Source organism: Sinorhizobium sp. Y406 (assembly GCF_058732025.1).
The window spans coordinates 3,219,171-3,236,556 of the sequence record NZ_CM178974.1; the positions used below are offsets into that span (position 1 = coordinate 3,219,171).

Here is a 17,386-nt window from a genome sequence, read left to right on the forward strand (position 1 = left end):
ACGACTTCACCCTTAGCCGGACCATCTTCCAGCAGGCGTCTCCCCATCTAGCGCGGCATCCACCAGTTGGTACGCTCGCCGATATGCATGTTGAGCGTCTTCGTTTCCGTGTAGTCCTCGACCGCATGGCGCCCGAGTTCACGGCCGAGACCCGACTGCCGGTAGCCGCCGAAGGGCAGTTCCGCAGCGCCATCCATGAAGGTGTTCATCCAGACCGTACCGGCGCGCACCCGCCGCCCGACCGTCAGGCACGTATCGAAGCCACGGCTCCAGACAGCGGCCGAGAGCCCGTAATCGATCGAGTTGGCAATGCGGATCGCCTCTTCCATAGTCTCGAAAGTAAGCACCGAGAGGACCGGCCCGAAGACTTCCTCGCGCGCCACCGCCATGTCCGGCCGCACGGCCGAGAGGATGGTCGGCGCCATGAACTGCCCCATGCCGAGCTCGAGCGCCGCGCCGCCCCCGGCGACGGTGGCGCCATCATTCGCCGCGGCAGAAACATAGCCGGTAATCTTTTCCAGGTGTTCAGGCGTGATGATCGCTCCGACCTGAGTATCCGGGTCGAGGGGATCGCCGACCTTGACCTTGGCCGCGAGGCTGGCGATGCGTGCCGTCACCTCCTCGGCAATCTCGCGATGCAGGATCAGCCGCGAGCCGGCATTGCAGCATTCGCCTGCGTTGAAATAGGCGCCGAAAACGGCGGCATCGACGAATTCTTCGAGATTGGCGTCGGGGAAGACGATCTGCGGGTTCTTGCCGCCGAGCTCGAGCGAGACCTTCTTCAGCGTCTGGGCGGCATTGGCCATTGTGAGCCGGCCGACCCCCGTCGACCCGGTGAAGGAGACCATGTCGACTTCCGGATGGCTGGTGAGCGGCGCGCCCGCCTCCGGCCCGGTTCCGACGATGATGTTGACGACGCCGGCCGGCAAGCCGGCGGCCTCGAGGATTTCGCCGAGGACGAGCGTCGAGCCCGAGGTGAGTTCCGATGGCTTCACGACGGCGGTGCAGCCGGCCGCGAGCGCGAAGGGCAGTTTCTGGCTGACGATCAGGAAGGGGAAATTCCAGGGCGTGACGATCGAGACGACGCCGATTGCCTCGCGCAGCACGACGCCGAGCGTGCCGTCGCCGAGCGTGTTGTAGCTTTCGCCGGAAAGCTCGCGGGCGAGTGCCGCGGCATAGCGCCAGATGTCAGCCGCGCCCGCAAGCTCGCCCTTTGCCTGGCTGATCGGCTTGCCGGATTCGATCGCGTCGAGAAAGGCAAGCTCGTCTGCACGTGCGGCAATCATGTCGGCCGCACGCAGGAGGATCAGCGAACGCTCCGCCGCGGTCATGCGCGGCCAGGGACCGTCGTCGAAGGCGCGCCGTGCCGCGGCGATCGCCCGTTCCGCATCCGCCCGTGTCGCCGCCTGATAGCGGCTGACGACGACGCCGTGGCCGGGCGCGACGCGTTCAATCGTCCGGCCTTCGGCGCCCGCAACCCATTGGCCGTCGATCAGCATGCGGAATTCGCGCACCTTATAATCGCCGAGCCCCTTCGGCCGCACCAGAACCGTCATCACCATTCTCCCTTGAAACGGGCTTCGCGTTTCTCGCCGAAGGCGGCGATGCCTTCCTTGAGGTCGCCTGTCTTGGCGACGAGGATCGAGCCCAGCGCCTCGACCGCGGCGCCCTTGTCCTCGCCATTCGCCGAGGCAATCATCAGTTTCGACACTTCAAGCGCCGCGGGACCGCGGGAGGCCACACGCGCCCCATAGTCCCGCGCCTCCCGCATCACCGTTCCCGGTTCGACCACGAGATCGACCAGGCCCTCGGCCTTCGCCTCTTCGCCCGAGAACATCTCACCGCCGAGGACCATGCGCCGCACGATCTGCGCGCCAAATCGGGCGACGAGGCGCTGCGTGCCGGACCAGCCGGGCACCATTCCGAGGCTCGTCTCCGGCAGGCCGATCTTCACGTGTTTCTCGGCGATCCGGATATCCGCGGCCGCCGCGAGTTCCAGCCCGCCGCCGAGCGCATGGCCGTTGAGCGCCGCGATCACCGGCACGCGCAGCGTTGCCAGCCGCTCGAAGACCCGATGGCCAAAGCGTACCCAATCGTGGCCGAATGCCTGCGGCTCCATGGCGCCCCAGGCCTTTATGTCGCCGCCGGCAGAGAAGGCCTTGCCCTCGCCGGTCAAGATCGCGACGCGCACGGCACGATCCGCCTCGACCCTGTCGCAGGCGGCGGCGAGCGCCTTCAGCATGTCGAGGTCGAAGGCATTGAGCCTTTCCGGCCGCGCGATCGTCAGGATCGCAATCGCACCGTCGACTTCGACGCGAATCCGGTCGTCAGCCATCGGCGCCTCCCACAATCGTCCGCCGCGGCTTGGCCGGCAAGCTGAGCCCGATCGGCGCCTCCTGAAACAGCGCCGCATCCATAACCTTCAGCCCGTCGGAAACGAGAAGCGGAAATTCGGACTGCCCGAGAACATGCTCCTGAAGATCGACGCCCGGCGCAATCTCCGTGAGCATGATTCCTTCCGGCGTCAGCTTCATCACCGCGCGCTCGGTGACATAGGTCACGTCCTGCCCCTGCTCGATGGCCCGCCGGCCGGAGAAGGTGACATGCTCGACGCGATCGACGAGCTTCTTGAGCTTGCCTTCCTTCTCGATGACGAGCCGCCCGTCGGCGACCGCGAGCCGGGCGCCGGCATTGAACATGCCGGAAAAAACGATCTTTCTGGCACGCGCGGTGATGTCGACGAAGCCCCCTGCCCCCGCCGTCACATGCGGCCGGAAGCTGAGCTTCGAGACATTGACCGAGCCCGTTCGGTCGATTTCCAGGAAGGACAGCAGCGAAGCATCGAAGCCCGCCCCCTGGAAGTAGGTGAACTGATGCGGCGACGGCATGAACGCGTCGGCATTCGCGGCGCAGCCGAAGGCGAAATCGAGAAGCGGAACGCCGCCGACCGCGCCCTGCTCGATCACCCAGGTCACGGCCCCGTGCAACCCTTCTTCAAGGAGGATCCGCGGGACGTTGGCGGAGATGCCGAAGCCGAGATTGACGGCACTTCCGGCCTCGAGCTCCTGCGCGACGCGACGCGCGATCACCTTCTGAATGTTGAATTCCGGCAGGCGGAAGCTGTCGAGCGGGCGGAAGATCTCGCCGGAAATCGCCGGGTCGTAGAGCGTCTGCGTCGTCTGCTTCTGTTCGGGATCGACGACGATATAGTCGACGAGCACGCCGGGAACGCGCACGTCATGGGGCTTGAGCGAACCCTCCCTTGCGAGGCGCTTCACCTGGGCAATGACGATTCCACCATTGTTGCGGGCGGCAAGCGCCTGGTCGAGACCGCCGAGATAAGCGCCTTCATGTTCATAGGTGAGATTGCCGCGCTCGTCCGCCGTGGTCGCGCGGATGATCGCGACCTCAGGGGCGATCGCCTTGAAATAGAGCCAGTCCTCGCCCTCGAAGGAAATCTTCTTCACGACCGGCTCGGCGGCGGCCGCCGCATTCATGGCACAGCCTTCGCGCGACGGATCGACGAAGGTGTCGAGCCCGACCTTGGTCATCACCCCCGGTCGCCTGGCCGCCGCCTCGCGATGCATGTCGAAGAGGATGCCGGAGGGGATGTTATAGGCGGCGACGTCGTTGGCGCCGATCATCTGCCAGATCAGCGGCGGCTCCGCACTCGACGGCCCGGATGGGTAGGAGCCGCCAATGATCCGCTTGAGCAGATCCTTCCTGGCAATGTGGTCGACCCCCTTGATGCCGCTCATGTCGCCGGCGGCGATCGGATGCAGGGTTGTCAGATCCCGCGGGTGGCCGGTCGCGTCGAAGCGCTCGCCGATCGCCTTCAGCATCAGGTCCGGGCAGCCAAGCCCGCTCGAGGAGGAGACGGAAACGACCGCGCCGTCCGGAATGAGGGCCGCCGCTTCGGCCGGGCTGATGTGCTTGCTGGAAAGTGCTGGTGTCGACCGCATGCGCTCAAAGCCCCGTTTCGATCTGCACCGCCATGCCGCTGGCGGCGGACTTTGCAACCGCGAGGCCGGCCGCAAGCGACCAGACGCCGTCCTCGCCTGTCGCCGAAGGGCTGCCCTTCCCTTCGATGGCGGCATGAAAGGCCTGAAGCGCCGTCTCATAGAGATTGGAGTGGTCGAGCGGCAGGTCGAATTCACCGTCTTCATTGCGCAAAGTGACGGTGCCGACCGGGCGCTGCGTCATCACGTTGCGCCCGATGAGAGAGCCATCCGTGCCGTGGACCTCCAGGCCGGTCTCCGCATATTTCGTCGTGAAGGCGTCGTGGAACTGGGCGATGACGCCGGAGCGGAAGCGCAGGACGCCCATTACGCCGTCCTCGAGCCCCTCCTTGCTGAGACCAGCGCTGTGGCTGATCGCCACCGCCTCGATGGGGTCATCGTCGAGCACGAAGCGCAGCGTGTCGGCGTCATGGACGGTGATATCGAGGATGACGCCGCCGCCCGCCTCCGGTCTGTCGAGCCGCCAGCCCTGCAGATGTGGCGGCAGATAAACCGCGTGAAAGACGCGCGCCGCGATCGGCCTGCCGATCCGGCCGGCGGCGATCGCCTCGCGCATTGCGCGGTGGGTGGCCGCATTGCGCAGGTGGTGATTGGTGCCGAGCACGACGCCGGCCTCGCAGGCCTTCAGCACCATTTCGCAGGCGTCGTTGAGGGTGAGGGCCAGCGGCTTCTCGCAGAGCACGTGCTTGCCGGCTCGGATTGCTGCGAGCGCCTGCTCGCGATGCAATTCGTTGGTCGTCGAAATATAGACCGCCTGGATGTCCGGATCGCCGACCAGCTCATCGACGCTGGCGACCGACTTGGCGATGCCGTTTTCCTGGGCGTAAGTGGCGCCGCGTTCGGCGCTCGAACTCATCACCGAGACGACGTCGCCGCCGGCCGCACGGATGGCGCCGATCACCCACTCGCGCGCGATCGTGCTCGCGCCGATCAGTCCCCAGCCAATCATGGCGAAACCTCCTTTACCTTGTGGTCGATCGGCGCACCGCAGCTTTGGCGGACGACGAGCCGCACCGGACTGACGATCGCTTGCGCGTCCGCTTGGCCCGCACCGATCTGCTTCAACAGCAATTCCGCCGCACGCTCGCCCATGCCCTGCGGATCGACCGAGACCGTGGTCAGCGCCGGCACCGCCGTCTTCGCCTCGATGACGTCGTCGAAACCGATCACGGCGAAATCCGCGCCCGGCTCGAGCCGCCGCGCTCTGAGCCCGTCGCAGACGCCGAAGGCGACCGCGTCATTGAAGCAGAGTGCAGCCGTCGGCCGCTCCTTCAGCATCATCGCCTGTTCGATGGCGGTGACCCCGCCGGCGCGCGACGGCGCCGAACCGATGACGAGTTCCTCCGGCACATCCAATCCCGCCTCGCCAAGGGCATCGCGGTAGCCGCGCATGCGCGCCTCGAAGACGGCCGTATCGGCAAAGCCGCCGAGAAAGGCGATGCGGCGGTGACCGCGCTCGACCAGATGGCGGACTGCCGCAACGGCGCCAGCATGATTGTCGGAGGTCAGCGACGAAACCCCGGCGCCCGCAATGTCGCGAACGACGAGCACGACGGGAATGCCGCTGGCGACGAGCGGTGCGAGATCGGCGGCCGTCGTGCCTCGAGACGGCGAAATGATCAAACCGGAGACGCCATGCTCGCGCATCGAGGCGACGACCTCGCGTTGGCGTTCAATTTTCTCTCCAGTGTTGGCAAGGAACTGCACGAAGCCCGCGGACTGCACGACCGAATCGACTCCGACGGCAAGCTCCGCAAAGAAGCTGTTGGTGAGATCATTGACGACGATGCCGATGATCTTCGATTTCGCCTGGCGCAGATTGGCGGCGCTGCGATTGTAGACATAGCCGAGTTCGCGAATGGTGGCATTCACCTTCGCTCGCGTCACTTCATTGACGAGCGGGCTGCCCTGCAAGACGAGCGACACGGTCGACTTCGACACACCGGCGGCGCGCGCAATGTCGACGACCGTCACCCGCTCCCTTGCCATGAATGCCTCCTCACCAGTTTTTCATTTCTGGATGCTACATAATTGGATCGTTCCAATGTCGTCAAGGGGGATTCGTTCACATTTTTTTACCGGCGATGGAGTCGCTAAGGCGGTTGCGCCATGGGCTAAGGGGAAGGCATTGATCAATAAAGACTTGCAATTTCATAGGTTTGCTCTCTGGCCCAGCCGCGAAGCGCCGCCTGGGCCGGCACAAGAACCATGACGCGATCCCGCGCAGGCTCGAATTTTCTACCTTGTCTTTTGGAACGATCTAAATTACTCCTTCCGCAAACCTGAGGAGGATCAATGCCGATGACCAGCCTGCTGCTGCCGAACCGGGACGGCTCGCTTGAAGAATACCGGCTGCGCGGAACGCCGATCGCCCGACCCGCGGCGGCACCAAGCTTCAGCCGCATCGCCTATGCGGCCGCCCATGTCGTCTCCGATCCGCTCGCGGACGCCGATCCCTGGGGGCATCCGGCGATCGATTGGGAGGCGACCATGGCCTTCCGCCGTCACCTCTGGAGCCTCGGCTTCAAGATCGCCGAGGCGATGGATACCGCCCAGCGCGGCATGGGGCTTTCCTGGGCGGGCGCGCAGGAGCTGATCCGCCGTTCGCTTGCGGAGGCGCGCGGCGTCCCCGGCGCCGACCTTGCCTGCGGCGCCGGCACGGACCAGCTCTCCCCCGCGGAGGCGCGCTCCGTCGAGGACGTCATCGCGTCCTACGAGGAGCAGATCGGCTTCGTCGAGGCCGAGGGCGGGCGGGCGATCATGATGGCGAGCCGGGCGCTCGCCAGCGTCGCGCGCTCCGCAGACGACTACCGCCACGTCTACGGCCGCATCCTGTCCCAGGCGAGGGACAAGGTGGTGCTGCATTGGCTGGGCGACATGTTCGACCCGCAGCTCGAGGGCTATTGGGGCTCGACGAATTTCGAGGAGGCGCTGGAAACGGTGCTCTCCATCATTCGCGAGAACAGCGCCAAAGTCGAAGGAATCAAGATTTCGCTGCTCGACAATCGCAAGGAAGTAAAGCTTCGCAACGGCCTGCCGGAGGGCGTGCTCTGCTTCACCGGCGACGACTTCAATTATGCGGAACTGATCGAGGGTGACGGCGAGAAATGCAGCCACGCCCTGCTCGGCATCTTCGACGCCGTCGCGCCCTCGGCCTCAAAGGCCCTTGCAGCGCTTGCGGCCGGCGATCTCGCGACCTTCCGCGGCGTGATCGCGCCGACCGTACCGTTGTCGCGCAAGATCTTCGAGGCGCCGACGCAATATTACAAGGCCGGCGTCGTGTTTCTGGCCTGGCTCAACGGCCACCAGCGCCATTTCACCATGCCGGCCGGCCTGCAATCCGCCCGCGGTGTGCTGCACTATGCGGATATCTTCCGCCTCGCCGACCAGGCCAACGTGCTCGACCAGCCAGAACTCGCGGTGGGGAGAATGCGCCATCTGCTTGCGGTGCTGGGGGTGGAGCAGGGGGTATAGCGCGGGGGGGCCAGCGTATGGCCCTACACGCCGGCTCCTACAGTGGGATACACCCTCCCCAATTCTTCCCCTCAGGTGGGAGGGGCTTGGAGTCCGCGGCGATCGCCTGCGATCCCCATTACCCTTAGCGTCTGTCGCAACAGGCGAGATTTGGGGAAACGGTGCCGCCGAAAGAGCCCTTCCCACCTGTGGGGGGCTGTGGGGAGGGGTTGGGGAGGGGCAAGCGTTTGGCGCGTCCCGCCTCTTCAGAGTACCGGCGCCGCCAGTCCCCTCTTCGCCAGCATCGCGTCCGGACTCGGCAGCTTGCCACGGAAGGCCTTGTAGGCATCTTCCGGGTCGATCGCGCCGCCGATGGAATAGATGTGGGCCTTGAGTCTGGCCGCCATTTCCGGATCGAAGGGGTCGCCGGCTTCCTCGAAGGCGGCGAAGGCGTCGGCGTCGAGCACCTCCGACCACATGTAGGAATAGTAGCCGGCGGAATAGCCGTCGCCTGAAAAGACATGCAGGAAATGCGGGCTGCGATGGCGCATGACGATCGACGTCGGCATGCCGATCCTTTCGAGCGTCGCCGCCTCCAGCGCCAACGGGTCCGAGCCCGCCTCCGCCGTGTGATAGGCCATGTCCACGAGCGCCGACGAGGTGAATTCCACCGTCGCGAAGCCGGAATTGAAAGTCCGGGCGGCGAGTACTTTTTCGAGCAGCGCCTCGGGCATCGGCTCGCCGGTCCGGTAGTGCACGGCATAGGTTTTGAGGATGTCCGGCACGGTCAGCCAGTGCTCATAGAGCTGCGACGGCAATTCGACGAAATCGCGCGAAACGCCGGTGCCGGACACGGACGGATAGGTGACGTTGGAGAGCATGCCGTGCAACGCGTGCCCGAACTCGTGGAACAGCGTGCGGGCGTCGTCGAGCGAAAGCAGCGCCGGCTTGCCGTCGGCGGGCTTCGCGAAATTGCAGACATTGTAGATGATCGGGATTTCGCCGGTCGTGCCGTTCTTGAGCCGAAGCTTGTGCTGCGACTGGAACGAGCTCATCCAGGCGCCGGATCGCTTGGAGGAGCGGGCGAAATAGTCGCCAAGGAACAGCGCAACCAGCTTGCCCTGGACATCGCGGATCTCGAAAACGCGGACATCCGGGTGATAGGCGGCGAGGCCCTTCTTCTCCGTGGCCGTGATACCGAACAGGCGATGAGCGACGGCGAAACAGGCGTCGATGATCTTCTCGAGTTGCAGATAGGGCTTCAGTTCGCTTTCCGAGAAGCTGAATGTCCGGGCCCTCAGCTTTTCGGCATAGTGCCGCCAATCCCAGGGCATGACCTCGTGGTTTCGTCCTTCGGCGGCGATGAGCTTCGCAAGCTCCGCCTCTTCCTCGCGGGCGCGTGCGGCCGCCTTCTCCCAGACCTGCATCAGGAGGCCGTTCACCGTCTCGGGCGTCTTCGCCATGGTGTCGTCCAGCTTCAACGCCGCGTAATTCTCGTAGCCGAGCAGCCTCGCCTTTTCCGCCCGGAGTGACAGCGTCTCGGCGATTATGGCGCGGTTATCGGTATCGCCGCCATTTTCGCCGCGGGCGATCCAGGCCTTGAACGCCTGCTCGCGCAGGTCACGATTGTCCGAGAAGGTCAGGAAAGGCTCGATGATCGAGCGCGACAACGTCACCGCATATTTGCCGTCCTCTCCCCGGTCGCGCGCCGCCGCCGCCATGGCGTCCCGGAGGAAATCCGGCAGGCCCGCCAGTTCCTCCTCGCTCGCAAGCATCAGCGCCCACAGCTTCTCGTCCCCGAGCACGTTCTGGCCGAACCTCGCTCCGAGTCCGGCAAGCCTCTCGTTGATTGCGGCAAGGCGCTCCTGATCGGGCCTGTCGAGCTTCGCCCCGGATTTGACGAAACCCTTCCAGTGGCGCTCGAGGACACGCGTCGCCTCGAGGTCGAGCCCCAGTTGCTCGCGCCTCTCCCAGAGCGCATCGATGCGGGCGAAGAGCACGGGATTCGTGCCGATCTTCGAATAGTGCCGCGACATCTTCGGCGCGATTTCGCGCTCGAGCGCCTGGATCACGTCATTGGTGTGGGCGCCCGCCTTGTTCCAGAAGAGCGCCGAGACGCGCGAAAGTTCATCTCCGGCAATCTCCAGCGCGACGACGGTGTTCTCGAAGGTCGGCGGCTCCGGATTGTTGGCGATTGCTTCGATCTCCGCCTCGTGGCTCGCGAGCGCCGCATCGAAAGCGGGTCCGAAATCCTCGTCCATGATCGCCTCGAACCGTGGCAGGCCCTCGTGTCCGGTCCAGTTCACGAGGGCGGGATTGAGCGAAGCGTTGGCGGCCATGAAGATTCCTTTCACATGCGGGACCGGTGCGCCTCGGCGCTCAGCCGGCCGGCTGAGATGCTTGAAGTGGTTGATGGACGCCTGGTCGTCAAGGCCTCCGCACGCCGAAAAGGCCGGGCGCCGCGTGCCAGACCGCCTGCGCCGCGAAGGCGATGAAGACGAGGCCGGAAAGCCGGACGATCGTGAGCTCGTGACGGCGGTAGAAGCGGCGCACGACCGAAGCGCCGATGATCGCGATCAGGATTACATCGGCCAGGAGGAAGCCGATCAGCGACACGGCAAGCAGCATCGGCAGCGCATTGAATTCCAGCGCATTGGCGGATCCCGCGAGAAGCGCGGTGAAGGTCGCGAGCGCCACCGGATAGCCCTTGGGATTGGTGAGCCCGAAGACGAGCCCGCGCCTGAGCGGCCGCTCGACGGCCAGGAGCGCCCGGTCTTCGCCCGTCGGTTGGGCGTTGAGCGCGGTCCAGCCGATCCATGCGAGATAGGCTCCGCAGATGAGACCGAGGACGTCGAAGATCGTCGTGCCGATCGACCGGGCGCCGACGATGGCGACGAGCGCCATTGTCGACCAGAGAATGTCGCCGGCAAGGTGGCCGCCCATGAAGAGCGCGCCGGCCCTTCGGCCCTGGCCGGCGCCGATGCCGAGCAGCGCCAGGAAGGCGGGGCCGGGGATCAGCGTATAGGAAAGCGCTGCGAGAAAGGCACCAACAAGAAGCGTCTCGGACATTTCGGATATCCCCGTTCGCAATCATTCGAGCGGCGGCGCGCGATTTCGTCAAGCGGAAACGTCGGTTGGGGCAGGACCGACAGTCGACGGTGAGAAGGCGCGCACAAATCTTTCGCCGGCGCGATTTCCCTCGATACGAAGTTGCGCTAAGAACGCGGCCGAGTTCCCCCCCAAGAAGGACTATCCATGACTGTGCGCAATCTCTTCCTTCTGCCCGGCGACGGCATCGGCCCGGAAGCCATGGCGGAAGTCCGCAAAATCATCGACTACATGAACGCCGAGCTCGGCACCGGCTTCGTGACGGACGAGGGCCTTGTGGGCGGCTCCGCCTATGACGCCCATGGCGCGGCGATCTCGGAAGGGGACATGGCGAAGGCGCTTGCCGCCGATGCCGTACTCTTCGGCGCCGTCGGCGGACCGAAATGGGATGCGGTTCCCTATGAGGTGCGGCCGGAAGCGGGCCTGCTGCGTCTGCGCAAGGATCTCGAGCTCTTCGCCAACCTGCGCCCCGCGATCTGCTATCCCGCACTTGCCAGCGCATCCTCGCTGAAGCCGGAACTGGTCGAGGGCCTCGATATCCTCATCGTGCGCGAATTGACCGGCGGCGTCTATTTCGGCGAGCCGAAGGAGATCATCGACCTCGGCAACGGCCAGAAGCGCGGCATAGACACGCAGGTCTACGACACCTACGAGATCGAGCGCATTGCCGGCGTCGCCTTCGAGCTGGCGCGCACCCGCAAGAACCGCGTCTGCTCGATGGAAAAGCGCAACGTCATGAAGTCGGGCGTGCTCTGGAACCAGGTGGTCACCGAGACACACAAGGCGAGATATCCGGACGTCGAACTCGAGCACATGCTGGCTGATGCCGGCGGCATGCAGCTCGTGCGCCAGCCGAAGCAGTTCGATGTGATCGTCACCGACAACCTGTTCGGCGACATGCTGTCCGACGTCGCCGCCATGCTCACCGGTTCGCTCGGCATGCTGCCGTCGGCCTCGCTCGGCGCACCGGATGCCAAGACCGGCAAGCGCAAGGCGCTCTACGAGCCGGTGCACGGCTCGGCACCCGACATCGCCGGCAAGGGCATCGCCAACCCGATCGCCATGATCGCCTCCTTCGCCATGTGCCTGCGCTATTCCTTCAACCTCGTGAAGGAAGCCGACAACCTGGAAAAAGCGATTGCCAAGGTGCTAGACAAGGGCATCCGCACCGGCGACATCATGGCGGAAGGCTGCCGCAAGGTCGGCACCACCGAGATGGGCGATGCGATCCTGGCCGAATTCAGGGCGCTTGCGGCCTGAATTCGGAGAGAACGGCCCGAAGCCACTTCAACACCTCCGGTTTCGCCGGAGGTGTCTTGCATTCTTTAGCGCCGCACGTCTTCTCAAATGCACTCAGAGGCGCAAAGGCGCTGTAGCACTTTGAAATTGCGACAGGTTCCTTGATTTCGCCCTCTCCGCTTCCAAATCCATGGCAGCGAACGGAGAAGGAGTGACATGAGGCAACCGCTTTCCTCGACCGTCTGGATCCTGCTGACCACAATCGTTCTCATACTGGCGCTGGTACCCTTCGACGCGTATCTGTCCGAATGGGCAAAGGGCCTGCCGGAAGAAATCGTCGACTTCAACCGAATGATTACCGATTTCGGCACATTCGCCTGGATGGTTTACGCGTCCGCTCTCCTCTTTCTCGTCGCTTTCATCGCCAACAGCACCGCTAAGCGCGAGACGGTACGGCAGCAAGCGCGAACGGCGCGCAGCCTTTCCGCCTATTTCTTCCTGACGATCGGCACCGCCAGCGTTCTGGTTCACGGGCTGAAGTTTCTGATCGGCCGCGCCCGCCCGGAGCTTTTGCAAGACTATGGCGCCTACAGTCTGACACCTTTCGCCGGTGAGCGGGTGTTCGAGAGTTTCCCCTCCGGCCACTCGACCGCGGCCGGTGCCCTGTTCGGTGCCTTTGCGATGCTGATGCCGCGGTTCCGGCCGCTATTCTTCGTCTTCGCCGTGACGATCGGCGCCTCGCGCGTGATCGTCGGCGCCCACTACCCGAGCGATGTGGCCGCCGGCCTGCTGCTCGGTCTTTGGACAGCGGTGATGTTTGCCTTCCTCTTTGCTCGGCAGGGATGGCATTTCCGAAGGGGAGCCAATGGCTGGCCGGTGTCAGGGCCCGCGCAAACCGCTGCGCGGGACGAGCCGCAATAAAACGCCGGCGCGGCAGGCCGCGCCGGAAGTGGGAGAGTCTCTTACAAAGCCGCACGTCCGGTAAGACGCACGAGGCGGCAGTCTCGGACGAAGAGGATGCCAGAAGCGCGTCCAGCAAGGCAGGGATGCTTTCGTCCTATGACTTTCGTTTCGTCGAAAAGGGACGCGCGGGTTTTGGCATCGGCTCCGAGAATTGATGCCGGCTTGTCTGCGGCTTGACTCTTGCCGAAAAGCCGGTATGAGCAGCGGCGAACGAGGAAACCGCCATGGGACCGATTCTTGCGTCCATCGCTCAGCCGATCCTGCCGGCCCCTGCCGCCGGGCGGATTCGCCTTTTCTCGCTCGCTAGCAAAACAACGGCCAAAACGACGACAAAAACCGTCTGACGTCTCTGGCCCTCCGCTCTCTCCCCGGTAAGGCCGGGGACAGGAACCTCGCGGGCGAAAACCGCGCGGCTCCCCTCCACCCAACGAGGAGAGACAGAAAGAGAGCTTTGATCATGGGTTTCAAGATTGCAGTCGCAGGCGCCACCGGCAATGTCGGCCGGGAGATGCTGAATATCCTTTCAGAACGTGGGTTTCCTGCAGACGAGGTTGTGGCGCTCGCCTCCTCGCGTTCCGTCGGCACCGAGGTCTCCTACGGCGACAAGACGCTGAAGGTCTCCAATCTCGAAACCTATGATTTCTCCAATACGGACATCTGCCTGATGTCGGCCGGCGGTGCGGTTTCGCTGAAATATTCGCCGAAGATCGGTCAGCAGGGATGCGTCGTGATCGACAACTCCTCTGCCTGGCGCTACGACGCCGAGGTGCCGCTGATCGTGCCCGAGGTCAATCCGGATGCGATCTCCGGCTTCACCAAGAAGAACATCATCGCCAACCCGAATTGCTCGACGGCCCAGCTCGTCGTCGCGCTGAAGCCGCTGCACGAGCGCGCCACGATCAAGCGCGTGGTCGTCTCCACCTATCAGTCGGTGTCCGGTGCCGGCAAGGACGGCATGGACGAACTCTTCAACCAGACGCGTGCCGTCTTCGTGGCCGACCCGATCGAGAGCAAGAAATTCACCAAGCGAATCGCCTTCAACGTCATTCCGCATATCGACGTGTTCATGGAGGACGGCTACACCAAGGAAGAGTGGAAGGTGCTCGCCGAAACCAAGAAGATGCTTGACCCGAAGATCAAGCTGACCTGCACCGCCGTGCGCGTTCCGGTTTTCATCGGCCATTCGGAATCGGTCAATATCGAGTTCGAAAAGGAAATCACCGCCGACGAGGCACGCGAAATCCTGCGCGAGGCACCGGGTTGCCTGGTCGTCGACAAGCGCGAGAACGGCGGCTACGTGACGCCCTATGAATGCGCCGGCGAAGACGCGACCTACATCTCGCGCATCCGCGAAGACGCAACCGTCGAGAACGGCCTCAATCTGTGGGTCGTCTCCGACAACCTCCGCAAGGGTGCGGCACTCAATGCCGTCCAGATCGCCGAGCTTTTGGTTAACCGCGGCCTGATCAAGCCGCGCAGCCAAGCCGCCTGAGGCGGCGAGCGGTTGGCCGCCGGTTCGTCACGGTCCGGGCGCGCGCGAAGCGGCGGAGCGGGAAAAGAACGGCGGCTCTCCTCTCGCTCCGCCTTTCCACTGCATGTTTCCTTAAATCGACCTCGATTGGAGGGCAAGGAACGCAGCGGGGCAATGGCGGCCTTTGAGTGTCTGACGGGACGCGCGACGCCAAAGAACTGCGCCGGCCATGGATTCACGTGAAACCATGGCGGCCGGCCGGACGGCGGTTGACCGAGCCGGTATCAGCATTTTCTTGAACACAACAGACGGGCAATGACGGGGTATCTCATGTACAAGATGAAGCGCACAGCGGCGGGGCTCGCGGCCCTCATCTCAGTGGCGGTCGTTCCCACGGCCGCTTTCGCGGCACAATGCGGCAATGACGGCGGCCGGTTTTCGGCCTGGGTGCAAGAATTCAAGCGCGAGGCCGCCGGCAACGGCATCAGCCAGTCCGTGCTTGATCAGGCACTCGGCAGCGTTTCATACAGCCGGGCAACCATCCGTGCCGACCGCGGACAGAAGAGCTTCAAGCTCTCGCTCGACCAATTCATGCAGAAGCGGGGCGGCCAGGTGATCATTTCGCGCGGCAGCAAGATGCGCGCGCAGCATGCCAAGCTCTTCGCCTCGATCGAGCGGCGCTATGGCGTCCCGGCTGGTCCGCTGATCGCCATATGGGGCATGGAGACCGGCTTCGGTTCGTTTTTGGGCAAGGAACACACGCTGTCAGCCGTCGCCACCCTTGCCTATGACTGCCGCCGCTCCGCCTATTTCACCGAACAGCTCTACGCCGCCATCCAGCTTGTCGGCCGCGGTGATCTGAGCCCGTCTGCCCGCGGGGCCGCCCATGGAGAAATCGGCCAGACGCAGTTCCTGCCGCTGAACGTCCTGAAATATGGCGTCGACGGCGACGGCGACGGACACATCGACATGGTCCACTCAAAGGCGGATGCGCTGGCCTCGACCGCGAATTTCCTGCGCGGCCACGGTTGGCAGCCGGGCGCCGGCTACCGGCCCGGCGAGCCGAATTTCGTCGCCATCCAGGGCTGGAACGCCGCCAGCGTCTACCAGCAGGCAATCGCCATCATCGCCTCCGAGATCGACGGCGACTGAAGAGGAACGATCACACGCCGGTCATCCTCTCCCCACCCACCTGTGGGGAGGGGGTCTGGACGAAGGGCTACCGCCGCTTACAGCAGTACAGCGCCGCGCGTCTTTCAGACGCGCGGCGCTGTAACTCTTTGAATCTGCGTATCGTCTCATGTCCCGGGCCGGACGAAATCGCCGGTCTTCGCGTCCATGACCCAGAGCTCGCCGGTCGAGATATCGAACCAGGCGCCATGGAGCCGCAGCTTTCCCTTGGCCTCAAGCACCTGAACGCAAGGAAAGGTCCTCAGATTGGCCACCGAGTTGCGGATCGACACGCGCTCGAGCGCCCGCTGGCGTTCCGACTGGGTCATGTAGTCGTAGCTCTGTATCTGCTCCGCAGCAGGCTTCAGCAGGTGCATCCAGCGGCCGATGAAATCGCCGGGAGAAAGCGGCTCCGCATCCGGATCGAGCGCCGCCTTGATGCCGCCGCAGCGGCCGTGGCCCATGACCACGATATCGCTGACGCGCAGCGACTGGACCGCGAATTCCAGAGCGGCGGAGGTCGAGTGATAATGCCCGTCTGGCTCGTAGGGCGGCATCATATTGGCGACATTGCGAACGACGAAAAGCTCACCCGGGCCGCTGTCGAAGATCGTCTCCGGTGCGGCGCGCGAATCGCAGCAGGCGATCACCATCGTCGTCGGCTTTTGCCCGCTCTCGGCGAGCGTCCGGTAGCGTTGCTGCTGTTCGCTGAAACGGCCGCCCATGAAATTGCGGTAGCCGGCCAGGAGATTTTCCGGAAAGCTCTGCTTCTCCATCAGTTACCCCGTGTCATCCACTGCATCAAACACTGCTCTATGGCTACTCGGGTAGCATGGAGCGTCGAAGTGTTACAGCGAGCCTTGCGTGCCCGAAAGGATAAATTGCCTTCATCAGACATTTCTTTTGTGCCCGCCCCCGCCTATTTCCGTCGCATTTGGCCCGGATGCATGAGGCGGCGCATCTGCACCATGGCCATCGGCGTCGCGAGGCTTGAGGCGTCCTGTTCAAGCGTCAACTCGTCGGCGCCGCGCTTGGCGGTGCGTGCGATGACCTCGAATATGCTGGCGGTCGCCATTTGCAGCGCGCGCTCCTCGGAAAGACCCTGCAGGAGCCGCGCAAGAAAGACGGCCGACAGCAGGTCACCCGCGCCGTTCGGTGGATTCTCGACCAGCCGATGCTCGGCGAGCAGGGCATGGCGACCGGACAGATAGAGGTTGCCGGTGCCGCCGTTCATCATCGCGACCGCCGATGTGACGAGCACCCGCGGCGGCCCGAGGCCGAGTGCCGCCTCGAGGATCGCCGCGTTCGTGTCGAGTTCCGCACCCGCCAGCCAGGAAAGTTCAAAACGGTTCGGCGTTGCCAATGAAGCAAGCGGCAGCAGCCGGTCACGAATGGCGAAGGCACTCTCGGCCGGGATATAGAGTCCGTTCGAATCGCCGATCACCGGGTCGCAGGCGTAGAAAAGCTCGGGATTGCGGTGCTTCAGCGCCGTTACCAGCCGCGCGACTTCCTCGGCCTGGCCGGGTGTTCCGAGATAGCCGGAAAGCACCGCGCGCACTTCGCCGATCCACGGCGCATCGATAAGATCGTCGATGATCGACCGGAACTCCGCATCGGAGATCGTCACCCGCGTCGCACGGCCATGGCCGGGATGCCATGACAGGATGACCGTCGGCAACGCCCAGACGAGATGCCCGAGCGTCTCCAACGCGAATACCGCCGCGCGGTTGCCGACCGTGCCGCGAACCACGTGGCTGGAGATGACGATGACGGCGCCGGGCGCGGCAGGAATTTCAGACATCAGGCGATCCTTGGGCTCTGTTCCACTTCATGTCCCGAACTCGACCTCGATTAAAGGACATGTAGGATATCGAGGTGCTGCAGCGATCTTTGCGCTCGGAAAAGCCGCTCGACACTGCAAGCTGTGATCGCCGACTGCCGAAGCGGTGTCAACGGGATGTCG

At 64.3% G+C, this 17,386-nt stretch carries 14 protein-coding genes; 5 read left to right on the forward strand and 9 right to left on the reverse strand.

What is annotated here, in order from left to right:
- Positions 1 to 47: 47 nt before the first annotated feature.
- The 5 genes from AC4P1R_RS15210 to AC4P1R_RS15230 are packed head-to-tail and all read right to left on the reverse strand — an operon-like array spanning position 48 to position 6,008.
- Positions 48 to 1,556, reverse strand: coding sequence for an aldehyde dehydrogenase family protein (locus tag AC4P1R_RS15210; RefSeq protein WP_151611789.1), 1,509 nt, complete (start codon positions 1,554 to 1,556; stop codon positions 48 to 50).
- Positions 1,556 to 2,335: an enoyl-CoA hydratase/isomerase family protein gene (locus tag AC4P1R_RS15215; protein WP_069458849.1), complete on the reverse strand. Its 780-nt coding sequence runs from the start codon at positions 2,333 to 2,335 to the stop codon at positions 1,556 to 1,558. Before AC4P1R_RS15215 ends, AC4P1R_RS15210 begins: the two co-directional genes overlap by 1 nt.
- Positions 2,328 to 3,962 (reverse strand): acyl CoA:acetate/3-ketoacid CoA transferase, encoded by a 1,635-nt coding sequence (locus tag AC4P1R_RS15220; protein WP_069458850.1) that lies wholly within the window; start codon positions 3,960 to 3,962, stop codon positions 2,328 to 2,330. The genes AC4P1R_RS15215 and AC4P1R_RS15220 overlap by 8 nt, the downstream gene beginning before the upstream one ends.
- A gap of 4 nt (positions 3,963 to 3,966) precedes the next feature.
- Positions 3,967 to 4,968 (reverse strand): Gfo/Idh/MocA family protein, encoded by a 1,002-nt coding sequence (locus AC4P1R_RS15225; protein ID WP_151611790.1) that lies wholly within the window; start codon positions 4,966 to 4,968, stop codon positions 3,967 to 3,969.
- The gene (locus AC4P1R_RS15230; protein ID WP_151611791.1) at positions 4,965 to 6,008 is read right to left on the reverse strand and encodes a LacI family DNA-binding transcriptional regulator; all 1,044 of its coding nucleotides are present in this window, start codon (positions 6,006 to 6,008) and stop codon (positions 4,965 to 4,967) included. Before AC4P1R_RS15230 ends, AC4P1R_RS15225 begins: the two co-directional genes overlap by 4 nt.
- Before the next feature lie 312 nt (positions 6,009 to 6,320).
- Here AC4P1R_RS15230 and AC4P1R_RS15235 point away from each other — a divergent pair, with 312 nt between their 5' ends.
- On the forward strand, positions 6,321 to 7,493 hold the full coding sequence (locus AC4P1R_RS15235; RefSeq protein WP_069458981.1) for a dihydrodipicolinate synthase family protein: 1,173 nt from the start codon (positions 6,321 to 6,323) through the stop codon (positions 7,491 to 7,493).
- A 245-nt stretch (positions 7,494 to 7,738) separates the two neighbouring features.
- On the opposite strand, the gene AC4P1R_RS15240 is transcribed toward AC4P1R_RS15235, so the two are convergent.
- Entirely contained in the window at positions 7,739 to 9,811 is a 2,073-nt protein-coding gene (locus AC4P1R_RS15240; RefSeq protein WP_151611792.1) for a M3 family metallopeptidase, read from the reverse strand.
- A gap of 88 nt (positions 9,812 to 9,899) precedes the next feature.
- Positions 9,900 to 10,541 carry a LysE family translocator gene (locus AC4P1R_RS15245; protein ID WP_069458854.1) on the reverse strand — a complete coding sequence of 214 codons (642 nt, stop codon included), beginning with the start codon at positions 10,539 to 10,541 and terminating at the stop codon, positions 9,900 to 9,902.
- 186 nt (positions 10,542 to 10,727) lie between these two features.
- Between AC4P1R_RS15245 and leuB the strand changes: the two genes are divergently transcribed.
- From leuB to AC4P1R_RS15265, 4 genes are all read left to right on the forward strand, one after another.
- Complete coding sequence (gene leuB, locus AC4P1R_RS15250) at positions 10,728 to 11,840, forward strand: 3-isopropylmalate dehydrogenase (protein ID WP_151611793.1); 1,113 nt, start codon at positions 10,728 to 10,730, stop codon at positions 11,838 to 11,840.
- Between the two features lie 195 nt (positions 11,841 to 12,035).
- Positions 12,036 to 12,740: a phosphatase PAP2 family protein gene (locus AC4P1R_RS15255; RefSeq protein ID WP_069458856.1), complete on the forward strand. Its 705-nt coding sequence runs from the start codon at positions 12,036 to 12,038 to the stop codon at positions 12,738 to 12,740.
- 499 nt (positions 12,741 to 13,239) lie between these two features.
- On the forward strand, positions 13,240 to 14,274 hold the full coding sequence (locus tag AC4P1R_RS15260; RefSeq protein ID WP_069458857.1) for an aspartate-semialdehyde dehydrogenase: 1,035 nt from the start codon (positions 13,240 to 13,242) through the stop codon (positions 14,272 to 14,274).
- 309 nt (positions 14,275 to 14,583) lie between these two features.
- Complete coding sequence (locus AC4P1R_RS15265; protein WP_069458858.1) at positions 14,584 to 15,405, forward strand: lytic murein transglycosylase; 822 nt, start codon at positions 14,584 to 14,586, stop codon at positions 15,403 to 15,405.
- A gap of 146 nt (positions 15,406 to 15,551) precedes the next feature.
- On the opposite strand, the gene AC4P1R_RS15270 is transcribed toward AC4P1R_RS15265, so the two are convergent.
- Both AC4P1R_RS15270 and pdxY read right to left on the reverse strand, forming a co-directional pair.
- On the reverse strand, positions 15,552 to 16,199 hold the full coding sequence (locus AC4P1R_RS15270) for a carbonic anhydrase (protein ID WP_069458859.1): 648 nt from the start codon (positions 16,197 to 16,199) through the stop codon (positions 15,552 to 15,554).
- 143 nt (positions 16,200 to 16,342) lie between these two features.
- Positions 16,343 to 17,224 carry a pyridoxal kinase PdxY gene (pdxY, locus tag AC4P1R_RS15275; protein WP_069458860.1) on the reverse strand — a complete coding sequence of 294 codons (882 nt, stop codon included), beginning with the start codon at positions 17,222 to 17,224 and terminating at the stop codon, positions 16,343 to 16,345.
- Between the last annotated feature and the right edge of the window lie 162 nt (positions 17,225 to 17,386).

What these genes read in the sequence shown, in the direction of transcription:
- AC4P1R_RS15210 (WP_151611789.1), bottom strand. Translation starts at nt 1,556, where the DNA reads ATGACGGTTCTGGTGCGGCCGAAGGGGCTCGGCGATTATAAGGTGCGC.
- AC4P1R_RS15215 (WP_069458849.1), bottom strand. Translation starts at nt 2,335, where the DNA reads ATGGCTGACGACCGGATTCGCGTCGAAGTCGACGGTGCGATTGCGATC.
- AC4P1R_RS15220 (WP_069458850.1), bottom strand. Translation starts at nt 3,962, where the DNA reads ATGCGGTCGACACCAGCACTTTCCAGCAAGCACATCAGCCCGGCCGAA.
- AC4P1R_RS15225 (WP_151611790.1), bottom strand. Translation starts at nt 4,968, where the DNA reads ATGATTGGCTGGGGACTGATCGGCGCGAGCACGATCGCGCGCGAGTGG.
- AC4P1R_RS15230 (WP_151611791.1), bottom strand. Translation starts at nt 6,008, where the DNA reads ATGGCAAGGGAGCGGGTGACGGTCGTCGACATTGCGCGCGCCGCCGGT.
- AC4P1R_RS15235 (WP_069458981.1), top strand. Translation starts at nt 6,321, where the DNA reads ATGACCAGCCTGCTGCTGCCGAACCGGGACGGCTCGCTTGAAGAATAC.
- AC4P1R_RS15240 (WP_151611792.1), bottom strand. Translation starts at nt 9,811, where the DNA reads ATGGCCGCCAACGCTTCGCTCAATCCCGCCCTCGTGAACTGGACCGGA.
- AC4P1R_RS15245 (WP_069458854.1), bottom strand. Translation starts at nt 10,541, where the DNA reads ATGTCCGAGACGCTTCTTGTTGGTGCCTTTCTCGCAGCGCTTTCCTAT.
- leuB (WP_151611793.1), top strand. Translation starts at nt 10,728, where the DNA reads ATGACTGTGCGCAATCTCTTCCTTCTGCCCGGCGACGGCATCGGCCCG.
- AC4P1R_RS15255 (WP_069458856.1), top strand. Translation starts at nt 12,036, where the DNA reads ATGAGGCAACCGCTTTCCTCGACCGTCTGGATCCTGCTGACCACAATC.
- AC4P1R_RS15260 (WP_069458857.1), top strand. Translation starts at nt 13,240, where the DNA reads ATGGGTTTCAAGATTGCAGTCGCAGGCGCCACCGGCAATGTCGGCCGG.
- AC4P1R_RS15265 (WP_069458858.1), top strand. Translation starts at nt 14,584, where the DNA reads ATGTACAAGATGAAGCGCACAGCGGCGGGGCTCGCGGCCCTCATCTCA.
- AC4P1R_RS15270 (WP_069458859.1), bottom strand. Translation starts at nt 16,199, where the DNA reads ATGGAGAAGCAGAGCTTTCCGGAAAATCTCCTGGCCGGCTACCGCAAT.
- pdxY (WP_069458860.1), bottom strand. Translation starts at nt 17,224, where the DNA reads ATGTCTGAAATTCCTGCCGCGCCCGGCGCCGTCATCGTCATCTCCAGC.